Annotated in this window: 12 protein-coding genes and 1 pseudogene; 2 read left to right on the forward strand and 11 right to left on the reverse strand. The window is 73.9% G+C overall.

Features of this window, described 5'->3' with window-relative positions; all coding sequences use genetic code 11:
- The 10 genes from ACOJTC_RS29070 to ACOJTC_RS29115 all read right to left on the reverse strand — a co-directional run.
- Positions 1-342, reverse strand: a 342-nt coding sequence (locus ACOJTC_RS29070) for a TadE/TadG family type IV pilus assembly protein (protein WP_420119279.1), incomplete at its 3' end; no start/stop codon positions are given.
- A complete protein-coding gene (locus tag ACOJTC_RS29075; RefSeq protein ID WP_420119280.1) occupies positions 327-749 on the reverse strand; it encodes a TadE family protein in 423 nt (140 codons plus the stop codon). The genes ACOJTC_RS29070 and ACOJTC_RS29075, both read right to left, overlap by 16 nt.
- A gap of 95 nt (positions 750-844) precedes the next feature.
- Complete coding sequence (locus tag ACOJTC_RS29080) at positions 845-1,036, reverse strand: hypothetical protein (RefSeq protein WP_420119281.1); 192 nt, start codon at positions 1,034-1,036, stop codon at positions 845-847.
- Positions 1,037-1,065: 29 nt separating this feature from the next.
- Complete coding sequence (locus ACOJTC_RS29085) at positions 1,066-1,929, reverse strand: type II secretion system F family protein (RefSeq protein WP_420119282.1); 864 nt, start codon at positions 1,927-1,929, stop codon at positions 1,066-1,068.
- Entirely contained in the window at positions 1,926-2,825 is a 900-nt protein-coding gene (locus ACOJTC_RS29090; RefSeq protein WP_420119283.1) for a type II secretion system F family protein, read from the reverse strand. The genes ACOJTC_RS29085 and ACOJTC_RS29090 overlap by 4 nt, the downstream gene beginning before the upstream one ends.
- Entirely contained in the window at positions 2,822-4,375 is a 1,554-nt protein-coding gene (locus tag ACOJTC_RS29095) for a CpaF family protein (RefSeq protein ID WP_420119284.1), read from the reverse strand. Before ACOJTC_RS29095 ends, ACOJTC_RS29090 begins: the two co-directional genes overlap by 4 nt.
- Entirely contained in the window at positions 4,365-5,168 is an 804-nt protein-coding gene (locus ACOJTC_RS29100) for an AAA family ATPase (RefSeq protein WP_357925206.1), read from the reverse strand. Before ACOJTC_RS29100 ends, ACOJTC_RS29095 begins: the two co-directional genes overlap by 11 nt.
- Before the next feature lie 2 nt (positions 5,169-5,170).
- Positions 5,171-5,821, reverse strand: coding sequence for an SAF domain-containing protein (locus ACOJTC_RS29105; RefSeq protein ID WP_204925665.1), 651 nt, complete (start codon positions 5,819-5,821; stop codon positions 5,171-5,173).
- Positions 5,822-5,876: 55 nt separating this feature from the next.
- Complete coding sequence (locus ACOJTC_RS29110) at positions 5,877-6,857, reverse strand: hypothetical protein (protein WP_420119285.1); 981 nt, start codon at positions 6,855-6,857, stop codon at positions 5,877-5,879.
- Between the two features lie 17 nt (positions 6,858-6,874).
- Positions 6,875-7,435 (reverse strand): hypothetical protein, encoded by a 561-nt coding sequence (locus tag ACOJTC_RS29115; RefSeq protein ID WP_420119286.1) that lies wholly within the window; start codon positions 7,433-7,435, stop codon positions 6,875-6,877.
- A 559-nt stretch (positions 7,436-7,994) separates the two neighbouring features.
- Here ACOJTC_RS29115 and ACOJTC_RS29120 point away from each other — a divergent pair.
- Positions 7,995-8,696, forward strand: a complete 702-nt coding sequence (locus ACOJTC_RS29120; protein ID WP_420119287.1) for a prepilin peptidase — start codon at positions 7,995-7,997, stop codon at positions 8,694-8,696.
- Between the two features lie 6 nt (positions 8,697-8,702).
- Here the strand turns inward: ACOJTC_RS29120 and ACOJTC_RS29125 are convergent, their stop codons facing one another.
- Positions 8,703-9,317 carry a phosphatase PAP2 family protein gene (locus ACOJTC_RS29125; RefSeq protein ID WP_363649956.1) on the reverse strand — a complete coding sequence of 205 codons (615 nt, stop codon included), beginning with the start codon at positions 9,315-9,317 and terminating at the stop codon, positions 8,703-8,705.
- 183 nt (positions 9,318-9,500) lie between these two features.
- On the opposite strand from ACOJTC_RS29125, the pseudogene ACOJTC_RS29130 reads away from it, so the two are divergent.
- Positions 9,501-10,934, forward strand: a pseudogene (locus ACOJTC_RS29130) (family 65 glycosyl hydrolase); the annotation flags it as partial.

Here is a 10,934-nt window from a genome sequence, read left to right on the forward strand (position 1 = left end):
GCGGGCGATCGAGGCGGCCCGCGCGGCGTCGTGGGCCGCCGCCTCCACCGCCTCGTCGGCGACCGCGACCCGACCGGCCACCCCGGCCAGCATCAGCAGCGCCAGGAACGCCGGGGCCAGCACCGCCACCTCCACCGACACCGATCCCCGGGTACGCCCCGCAGCACGGTCCACCGGCACGTCGCCCGGGGTGCGCCCGGCGGCGTGCACGACCGTCTCGGCGGGGCAGCCGGACCGCGGGGCGTGGGCGACGGCCCGCTTCCCCCGGGCGGGCCGGGTCAGCAGGTCACGCCAGGGTCGCCCGGTGCGCGGGGGCGGGTGGCCGGTCACGGGTTCGTCCACCGTTCGACGGTGCCGTGGGCGGTCTGCCGGACGTCGAACCGGACGGCCGGGATGACGCTCAGGGATTTGCCGGTGACCGTGCAGGTCACCTCGGTCGCGGTGGTGGCGCAGGTGGTCTTCGCGCCGACCAGCCAGTCCCCGGCGGCACCGAGGAAGTGCTTGGCGCGGGCCTCACCCGCCCCGGCCGGCGCCTCCAGGACCCGTTGCGCGTTCACCCCGCTCTGGGCGGCGTGCATCGCCGTCGACCGGGCCACGAACCAGGCGGCGATCTGGATGGAGCCGAAGAGCAGCACCAGCACTGCCGGCATCACCACGGCAAGTTCCACGGGGTTGGCCCCCCGGTCCGTACCCCCGGCGGTGAGCCGGCGACGGGCGGCCCGGCCGGCGGCACGAAGCCGGCCCGACACGGCATGTCCGGGGTCGGGTGCGCGCAGGGGTGCGCACCGGGACCGGGCGGTGGGGGCCGTCCGGTCCCGGCACGAGAGGGCCGGGGGGATGCGGGTCACTTGCTCGGGATGCCGTTGATCCAGTCCTCGGCCTTCGCCTTCACCAGAATGGTGACGGCGATCCCGGCGGTGACCAGGCCGGCGATGATCACGGCGGTCGGGACCGGGCTGTCGCCCCGCTCCGCCTCGCGGCGTAGCTCGGCCAGCCGGGTCACTGTGGCGACGTAGAGGAACGTGACGAGGTGCATGGCGGGGCTCCTTCTCAGGGGTCGGTTGCTCACATGCGGGCGAGGAACGGATAGAGGATGAACGCCAGCAGCACGAAGACCAGCAGAGAGCCGGGAATGTCCAGCCGGCTGGTGACGCCCTCGGCGCGGGCCAGGTTGTCGGTGCGGATCTGGTCCCGGAGCGACTCGGCGCGGCTGCGCAGCGTCTCGTGCACCTGGGCGCCCTCGCTGCCGGAGGACCGCATGATCGCCCCGACGTCACCCAGCTCCGGAATGCCGATCTTCTCGGCCAGCTCCTGCAACTCGTCCCAGGGCGAGTGCATCTGCATCTGGGCGATCCGCAGCGACTCGCGGATGCGGGCGAAGACCCAGCCGTCGCAGACCGCCGCCGCGCGTTCCAGCGACTGCACCGGGCCGTGCGCCGCCGACAACTGCAACGCCACCAGGTCCAGGTAGGTGCAGACCGCCGCGCGGAACTCCTCCCGGGCGGTGTCCGCCTTGGCCAGCACCGACCGGTGCGCGAGCAGCGCGCAGAACAGCGCCAACCCCAGACTGCCCAGCACCGGTACGACCACCGGCATGCTCACCCCGGCCAGGAAGAGCAGCGCCCCCGCCACCGTCGGGGTGGCCAACCCGACCAGGGCGGAGAGCAGGATCGACATCGTGTACTGCTCGGGGGTCTGGTCGAGCAGGGCGAGCTGGCGGTGCGGCGGGCGCAGCCAGCGGGCGAAGCCCCCCACCCAGTCCGGCCCGCGGCCGGCGGCGACGGCGGTGCCCGCCGGCTGGTGCAGCCGGCGTAGCGCCGGGCCGAGCGCCGGGGAGGCCGGCAAAGCCTCCCGGACCAGCAGGAACAGGCCGAGCCCGATGGCCGCCCCGCCCAGCACCGCGATGGTGAGCTGCCAGTTGAGCGTCACGCGATCACCTCCGCCGGGTCGGGCCTGGGCAGGAACCGGGGCGGCGGCGGGGGTTGGCTCATCGCGCGTACCCAGGCCAGCAGGGCGATGAACGCCGTGGCGAGCACCGCCATCAGCACCTGGCCGAAGAACGTCCCGTACGGCCTGACGTACTCGGTGTTGACCAGCCCGTACGCCAGCACGGCCAGGGTCATCCCGGTGAGGAAGCGGACCGCGAACCGGGGCTGGGTGCGCTTGGCCTCCACCTCGCGCCGGGTGGCCACCTCGGCGGAGGCGGCCGACGCGATGGAGCCGAGCACGTCGCCGAGGCGTTCACCCCGGTCGGTCAGGTGCAGGATCAGCGCGGCGACCACCTGGTCGCAGACCGGGTCACCGATCTCGTCGGCGAACGCCAGCAGGGCGGACCGGGCCGTCCAGCCGGCCTGGAGGCGGGCGGCGAGCAGCCGTACCTCCTCCTGGATCTCCTCCGGGACGGTGGCGATGGTGGTGACGATCGCCTGCTGGAGGCCCTGCCCGGTGTTGGAGACGTCCTTGAGCCGACGGGTCCACTCGCCGACCGCCTCGATCCGGGTGATCGCCCGCTCCTCGGCCCGGCCCACCGCGAACAGCCAGGGCACCCCCGGCACCGCCACCGCCACGATCAGCCCCACCACCGGCAACCCGGTCAGCAGGAACGCCAGCGCGCCCGCCACCGCCGCCGCGCCCAACGTCATCTGGTGCGCCCGCTGGTCCCGCCGGTTGGTGCCGGAGCCGAGCCAGAGCCGGCGCAGCCCGGTGGTCGAACTGCGCGCCGGCCGGGTCGGTTTGGTGGTGCCGAACAGCGCCACCACGGCCAGCACGATCCCGCCGACGCAGGCCGCGCCGGAGACCACCGCGAGCAGTTCGATGGTGCTCATCGGCGCACCGCCGGGGCGAGGTGGCTGTGCCGGGGACGACGCCACGCGCCCGCGCCGGCCTCGATGAAACGGGACAGCAGCCGGGCGTCGTAGCCGACCCGCAGCAGTTGACCACGGACCCGTTCCGGCAGGTGGCGGGGAATGGCCCGACCGTCGGGGCCGGGCCCGAAGACGGTGGTGGTGGTGATCCGGTTGGCGTCGCCTACCCCGATCACCTCCTCCACGTGCGAGACGAACCGGTGCTTGCGTCCGCCGATCGCGGTCTCGTCCTCGACGGTGACGTACACGATCAGGTCGAGGGCGTTGCCGGCCATCCGGCGGGCCTGGTCGACGGTCATCTCCCGGCCGTGCGCCAGGGCCAGCTCGATGATCCGCTCGCTCACCCCGGCGGGGGTACGGGCGTGGATGGTGCACATCGACCCACGGCTGGTGGTCATCGCCTGGAGCATCGGCACGATCTCCCGGGACCGGACCTCACCGACGATGATCCGCAGCACGCCCATCCGCAGCGACACCGGGATCAGGTCGGCGATGCTCACCTCACCGGCGGGTCGACCGTCCAGGCCGCGTTCGCCGTGCCCTTCCCGGGACTCGAAGCTCATCACCGCCCGGTGCTTGTCCCCGCGCCGGGCCGGCAGCAGCTCCCGGCTCTCCTCCAGCAGCACGTACGGCTCGTCGGGCGGGATCTCGTCCATCAGCGCCCGGATGACCGTGGTCTTGCCGGCCCCGGCCAGCCCGGCGACCATGATGTTCAACCCGGCCCGCATGGACGCCCGGAGGAAGTCGCGCAGCAGCGGGTCGATCATCTCGTCCAGGTCGGGGCGGCTGCCGGCCAGGTCGTCGAGGCTGACGTCGAGCGTGTTGTGCTTACGGATCACCGCGTAGGGGCGGTGGCTGACCAGGAACACCGCCGCCAACCGGCTGCCGTCGGGCAGTTGCAGGTCCAGCGTCGGCTTCGAGGTGGACAGTGACCGCTCGGTGGCCCCGGCCCGCCGGGCCGCCGCCTGGAGGATCTCCACCAGTTCGTCGTCGCTGTCGGCGATCGGTTCACCCCAGTCGACGCCGCCGCCGTGCCGGGTGATGCGCACCTGGTCGCAGCCGAGGATGTGCACCTCCTCGATGGTGTCGTCGACCAGCAGGGTCTGTAGCCGGCCCAGCCCGACCAGTTCGGCGGTCACCTGGTCGAGCAGGGTCCGTTCCTCGTCGGCGCTGAGCGGGGTACCGGCCCGGCGTACCGCGTCGGCGTAGCCGGAGACCACGGCGACGGCGAGCCGGGCCCGCTCGACCTCCTCGGCGTCGGCGTCGAACTCCCGGCCGCGCTGCCACTGGGTGAGTCGTTCGCTCAGCTCCCGGCGCAGCTCGCGGACCACCGCGAAGTCGACCTTCGGCCGGGGTGGCGCGGCCGGCGGGGGCGTCTGCGGGGCGGCGGTCGGTGGCGTCGCCGGGGCGGTGGCGTGGTGCCGGCCGTTCACCGGGGCCAGCGGCGGCATCGTCGAGGTGACCCCCGGCGGCGGGGTGCGCGGGTCGTGGGAGACCGGTTCAAACCGCATCCGGCACCCCCTGCGCCGGGGCCGGCCAGGCCAACCGGGCCCGCCGTTGCTCCAGGATCTCCCGTACCGGGGCCTCCAACCCGGCCGCCGCGCGCATCAGCGGCCGTCCGGCGCGGACCGTGCCGCCGAAGCTGAGCGCCTGCGCGGTACGCGGGTCCTCCGGCAACCGGGCGATCACCGGCACCCCCAACGCCTTGCCGATCTCGGCCTTGCCGTGCCCGTCGCCGACCACCACCAGCCGCAGCGTGCCCGGGGGCACCCGGTGGTGGGTGAAGTCCCGTTCGATGGCCCGGATCATCGACCGGGTGCCGGAGAGCCCGGGGAGCTGCGCCCGGGTCACCAGCAGCACCACGTCGGCGGCGCGCAGCAGCGGCCAGGGCGGCCCGAAGACCTGGAGGCGTCCACAGTCGACGATCACGTCGTAGCCGGGACGGCCCTTCTCCAGGGTGCGGAAGAAGTCGGCGAACCGTTGCCACAGCGGGGCGACGCTGCCGGCCTGCGCCGGGTCCACCACGCCGGGCAGCAGCAGCCGCTCCCGCCTCGGCGCGTCCAGGTCGACAAGTTGCGACCAGAACGTCGACTCCAGGCTGCCGTCGCGCAGCTCGCCCACGGCCAGTTCGCCGATGCCGCGTGGCCCGTCGAGCTGACCGCCCAGGTAACCGGCGAGCACCGAGCCGCCGGCCGGGTCGCACTCGGCGAGCACCAGCCGCCGGTGCCAGCTCAGGGTGCAGGCCAGCGCCGTGGTGGTGACGCCGGGTGATCCCTTCGCCGAGACCAGCGCGATGATGGCCATGGTCAGGCCGCCTCGGTCAGCACGACGGCGATCCGCTCCTGCGCGGCCAGCACCACCACCGCCGGGACGTCCCGGACGGCGAGCGCCAGGTAGATCACCACGTCGTCGTTCTCCGGGGTGAGGGTGTCGATCACCGTGGCGGTGAACCGGGTGGACGACGGCGAGTTGTCGGAGTCCTCGTCCGGGGTGCTGACCAGCAGCACCTTGTCACCGGGGTGCAGCTTGCGGGCCGGCACCCTGCTCGGCTCCAGGCCCAGCGCGATCTGCTGCTGACCCTGGCCGAGCAGCGGGGCGTCGGTGAGCTGCGCCATGGTGAGCAGTGACCCGGGGACCAGCGACACGGCGGCCCGCTTGCCGACCACCTCGTCGCGCTTCTTCGCCGGCACCGGGGACAGCCCGGCGCCCCCGGAGACCTGCACGCTGACCAGGTCGTCGGCGGTCAGGATGCGACCCACCTCGACCGGGCGGGCGATGGCCAGGTAGCTGCCGGTGGCCCGCACCGAGGTGACCGCGAAGGCCGCCCCGAGGCCACCCAACGCGATCAGCAGCACGGCGAGCCCGAGCAGGCCGGGCCGGGTACGGCGCTGCCGGACCACCCTGGGCGGGGCGATCGGCGCATCCACCGGAACTCCATCGCGGGTGGCCAGACTCACTGGTGCATCTCCGTTCGCGACTGCGGGTCTCGCAAGATCAGCTCGGCACGGGCGCTCATCGGGTCACCACCTGGAGTTCCTTGATCTGGATGTCGACCACGCCGCTGGTACGGGTCTGCGCGATGTCGCCGCTGCGGCCACCGCCGACCCAGTGCACGTTCCAGAACGTGGTGGCGCTGACCCGGTAGTTGTCGACCTTGGGGTAGCCGTCGTAGCCGCAGGTCGGCGACTTCTTGCCGGCGTTCGGACCGGTCGCCTTGTAGGGCGTACCGGGACCCTTGCAGGTGATTTTCTTACCGTTGCCCATGTCCCACACGATCCGCTGGACCTGCGCGGTGATCCGTACGGTGAGACCCCGGTCGCTGGCCGAGGCGCGGAGCGGGCCGAAGTAGTTCCGGCCGCTGCTGGCCCACATCCAGACCGGCAGACCGACCAGGCCGGGGCCGAGGCTGCGCCGGGGGGCGACCGACGCCCGGGGCGGCAGCAGGCTGATCGAGGCGAGCGCCCGGCGGGCCAGTTCCTCCGGGTCGGGCGGGGTGCCGAACCCGGGCGGCGGCCCGTCGAGCAGCACCATCGACTGCGCGCCCAGGTCACCGCCGTTGCAGGTCTGGACGTACCACACCTGGCCCTCGGGGGCCTCCTCCTGCGGCTCGGCGACCTTGTAGTAGCAGCCGCTGGAGTTGTCGAACCAGCCGAGGTTCGGGTTGTAGCAGGGCAGCGGCTTGCCGTTCCACTGGCACTTCGGGGCCGCGCCGGGGCTGTTCGGGCTGCCCGGTCCGGTGCCACCGCCCGGGTCGCCGGGGGTGCCGGGGTCGTCGTCCCAGACGCTGCAGTCGTTCTGGCCCGGCGGGCACTCCACCCCCGGGCCGGCGGCCTGCACCGGGGCGGGTGGCGCGGCCACGGCCACCAGCACGGCCAGCAGCAGACCGGCGAGCACCCGACGGGGCACGCCGACGAACTGCCGGAGCGGGCGGCGGCCGGCCGGGGTCGGGTGGTCCGGGACGGTGGGGGACACGGTGGCGGAGTGGGTCGGCACGGGCGTTCCTTCCCGGGTCAACATGGCTGGTCCTCGTGGGCGGCACCGGAGTTGATCAGCCAGCGGCCGTCCGGGTATCGGGTCGCGGTGGCGGTCGCCAGGTGCCGGGTGCCGGCCGAGCCGGGCACCACCCGGTTGTCCTTGCGGTAGACCAGCCGGTATCCGGTGGCGTCCAGGCAGTCCTGGATCTCCACGGTCGGGGGGTCGCCGTCGAGGCTGACCGAGGTGACGGAGGGCTGCGAGGTCAGGGTCCCGGTGCGGACCGCGCCGTGTCGGCGGGCGTCGTCGATCGCCACCCGGACCCGGGTGAGCAGCGGGTCGCCCAGGTACCGGGTCAGCTTCGGATGGCGGGGGTCGCTGTCGCGGCTCGCCTCCCGGGAGGCTTCCAGATATCCGGCGTACGCGGCCAGCGCGGCCCGCTCGGCGGCCTGCTCCGCCTCGGTGGGCGGGCGGTCGTCGCTGGCCGGTCGGGTGGCGGGGGCGGAGGTCGTCTCCGGGGGGTCGGCGCAGCCGGCGAGGGCGGCCACCACGACGACGACCAGGCAGCTGGTCCAGTGGCGGGATCGCCCTGTACGCATTGCCGTGCCCTCCTCGGTGGCGCCCGGTGGCGACGGTCGTGGCGGCCTCCGGGCATGCGGCGGTACTCCGGGATGATGTCGATCGGACAATTCCGGGTGCTGCGGCATTTACCTGTGTGGATCTTGTGCGAATGGGTGGTTGTGGCGTCCGACGCGGCTGCTCGGGGTTGCGTCGTACTCAAGGGGCGAGCATAGGCTGACGTGCGCCGATGCAACAGAGGCAATTCATCCGAGCACTCACCGTGATGGGCAGGAGTGACCGAAGGTGGGCGATGTCCAGGGTGTCCGACCGGTGTCACCGGTGCCCGCCGATCGCGGGCCGGTACCCGCCGAAGGGATCGGCCCGATCGGCGAACCGCCTGCGTCGCCGGAGGATGGGGGGCGGGTCGAACGGGCTGGTCCGATCCGCTCCCCGAAGGCAGCCGTCGATGCCCCGGAAATGCCCGACGGGGTGGCGGGCGCTCAGGTCTCCACTGGGGACGCCGAGCTGATATCGGACCGTTACGTCGACCCCGCCCGGACGTCACGCTCCGTGTCTGTCGTTCGGCGGCTGGCCGGGATGCTGGCGGTCGTACCGGTGCTGCGGCTCGCGGTCTTCCGGTACGCCGTACCCCCGGGGGTGGCCGACCGGGCCGGGTGCGACGGCTGCGGCGCGCCGGTCGGGCTGGACCGGCCGCTGCCGGCGCTCGGGCCGACGGCCCGCTGCCCGGTCTGCGCGGGCCGGGTCGGTGCCGCGCCGTTCGCGGTCGAGGCGCTGCTGGTGGTGGCCGTGGCGGTGCTGGCGCTGGTCGACGGCGCGGTGGCCGAACGGGCCGCGTTGGCCTGGTGGCTCGGCTGCGCCGTCCCGCTCGTGCTGGTGGACCTGGCGGTGCACCGGCTGCCGGACCGGCTCACCTGGCCCGCCGCCGTCGGCACCTGGGCGTTGCTCGGGGTGGCGGCGGTGACCGGGGCGGGTGCCGGGGCGTGGCTGCGGGCGGTGACCGCCGGGGTGGCGCTCGGCCTGGCCTTCGCCACCACCACACTGCTGCTCGGCCGGCGGGGCTTCGGCCTCGGCGATGCCAAACTGGCGCTCGGGGTGGGGGCGTTGCTCGGCTGGCAGGGGTGGGGGGCGGTGGTGACCGGGCTGGTGCTGACCTTCCTGTTGTCGGCGCTGGTCGGGGTGGTGCTGCTGGCCAGCCGCCGGGTCGGGTGGTCGAGCCACCTGCCGTTCGGGCCGTTCCTGGTCGCCGGCACCTGCGCGACGCTCCTGCTGACCGGCTGAGCGGGCTCAGCCGACCCGCTGACCCTGGTCGACCTCCCGGGTGGCCGGGCCGGAGTGCCGGCGCAGCAGTTCGGCGAGGAACCGGGCCGCCGGGAGGCTCACCAGCAGGGTCACCGCCAGGCCGAGCAGCAGGCCGGCGAGGACGTCGTGCGGGTAGTGCACGCCCACGAAGACCCGGGAGAACGCGGCGAGTAGCGCCAGCGGGGCGGCCAGCAGACCCCACCGGGGGGACAGCAGTAGCACGGCGGTGGCCAGCGCCCCGGCGATCGTGGCGTGGTTGCTCGGGAAGGACCAGTCGCCGGTCGGCGGGCAGGGTGCGGCCAGGATGGTGACCGCGCCCCGGCAGGGCCGCTCCTCGTCGATCAGCGACTTGAGCAGCTCGCTGCACCCGTACGCCAGGACGACGGTGGCCGGCGCGACCAGGGCGAGGGCCCGGCCCCACGGGTCGGCACGACGCAGCCGGGGCACGGCGACGGCCACCACCATCAGGCCGAGCAGCAGGATCACCGCCTCGGTGAAGTGCACCGCGAACCACTGCGCCGGGGCCGGGGCAGCATCGGCCACGTCGACGACGTCGCGGTACCACTCCTCGCTGATATCGGGAATGTCTGTGGTAATCATCTGGATCATTGCTCACCTCACCAAAGTGTCATACCTCTTTTAGGCCCATCGAGGTGCAGGAACCGGGTGGACCGGTCGCATGGTGCGCGATGTCGGGACGGATCCCCACCCCCGTCACAGCGAGTTCACAGCGGTCCCTGCGATTGGCCGCCCACCACCACCGGGTACCTCCCCGCCGTGCAGATGGACGAGACCTGGCAGATCCGGCGGACCGCCACCGACCTGGACCGGCTCGGCGAGACCGAGTCGGTGTTCGCCCTGTCCAACGGCTGGGTGGGCTGGCGGGGAACCCTCGACGAGGGCCAGCCCTACGGCATGCCGGGCAGCTACCTCAACGGGTTCCACGAACGGCGGCGACAGAGCTACCCCGAGGACGGGTACGCCTTCCCGCAGGAGAGCGACACCGTGATCAGCGCGCCCAACGCCGCCCTGATCCGGCTCTGGGTGGCCGGCGAACCCCTCGACCTGCGCACCGGGACCGTCCGCGCCCACGAGCGCACCCTCGACCTGCGGGCCGGCGTGGTACGCCGGTGCACCGAGTGGATCTCACCGGCCGGGCACGGGGTGCGGGTCCGCAGCACCCGGCTGGTCTCCCTGCCCCGGCACGCCGTGGCCGCCGTCCGCTACGAGGTCGAACCGCTCGACGACCGGCCGGTCGAGATCCGGGTCTGCTCGGACGTGCTCGCCAACGAGCGGGTGCCCGAACGCGCCGACGACCCCCGGGCCGCCTCGGTCGTGCACGACCCGCTCGACGCGGAGCTGCACCGCCCCGACGGCCACCGGGGCGTGCTGGTGCACCGCACCGACCGCAGCGCCCAACGGGTCGCCGTGGCGGTGACCCACGCGACGGACGTGCCGGCGGGGTTCACCGACGGCGACGACCACACCCCGGACCGGCTGCGCACGACCCTCGAAGGGCGGCTCGCCCCCGGGCAGCGGCTCCGACTGACCAAGTACGCCGCGTACGAGTGCGCCCCGGTCGACGGCGACACCCCCGACGAGCTGGCCGACCTGGTCACCGCCGAGGCCGACGCCGCCCACCGGTACGGGTTCGACGCGTTGCTGGCCGACCAGCGGGCCACCCTCGACGAGCGGTGGCGCACCGCCGACGTGGAGATCGACGGCGACCCCGAACTCCAGCAGGCCGTCCGGTTCTCGGTGTTCCACCTGCTCCAGGCGGGCCGGGTCGACGGCGACCGGACCATCGCGGCGAAGGGACTCACCGGCAACGGCTACGACGGGCACGTGCTGTGGGACACCGAGAGCTACGTGCTGCCGGTGCTGACGTACCTGCTGCCCGGGGTGGCCCGGGGCGCGCTGCGCTGGCGGCACGCCCACCTGCCGCAGGCCCGGGAGCGGGCCGCCGAGCTGCGGCTCACCGGGGCCACCTTCCCCTGGCGGACCATCGGCGGCCGGGAGTGCTCCGGCTACTGGCCGGCCGGCACCGCCGCCCTGCACGTCAACGCCGACATCGCCGACGCGGTGCTGCGCTACGTCACGGCCACCGGGGACCAGGAGTTCCTCGCCGACACCGGGCTGGAACTGCTGGTGGAGACGGCCCGGCTGTGGGCCGGTTACGGCCACTGGTCCGACGACGGCGCGTTCCACGTCACCGGG

The sequence above is a fragment of the Micromonospora sp. genome (assembly GCF_048594385.1).
GTDB lineage: Bacteria > Actinomycetota > Actinomycetes > Mycobacteriales > Micromonosporaceae > Micromonospora > Micromonospora wenchangensis.

Excerpts from the sequence above, each read along its gene's own strand:
- ACOJTC_RS29090 (WP_420119283.1), bottom strand. The coding sequence starts at position 2,825 with ATGAGCACCATCGAACTGCTCGCGGTGGTCTCCGGCGCGGCCTGCGTC.
- ACOJTC_RS29120 (WP_420119287.1), top strand. The coding sequence starts at position 7,995 with ATGCTGGCGGTCGTACCGGTGCTGCGGCTCGCGGTCTTCCGGTACGCC.
- ACOJTC_RS29115 (WP_420119286.1), bottom strand. The coding sequence starts at position 7,435 with ATGCGTACAGGGCGATCCCGCCACTGGACCAGCTGCCTGGTCGTCGTC.
- ACOJTC_RS29100 (WP_357925206.1), bottom strand. The coding sequence starts at position 5,168 with ATGGCCATCATCGCGCTGGTCTCGGCGAAGGGATCACCCGGCGTCACC.
- ACOJTC_RS29125 (WP_363649956.1), bottom strand. The coding sequence starts at position 9,317 with ATGATTACCACAGACATTCCCGATATCAGCGAGGAGTGGTACCGCGAC.
- ACOJTC_RS29095 (WP_420119284.1), bottom strand. The coding sequence starts at position 4,375 with ATGCGGTTTGAACCGGTCTCCCACGACCCGCGCACCCCGCCGCCGGGG.
- ACOJTC_RS29080 (WP_420119281.1), bottom strand. The coding sequence starts at position 1,036 with ATGCACCTCGTCACGTTCCTCTACGTCGCCACAGTGACCCGGCTGGCC.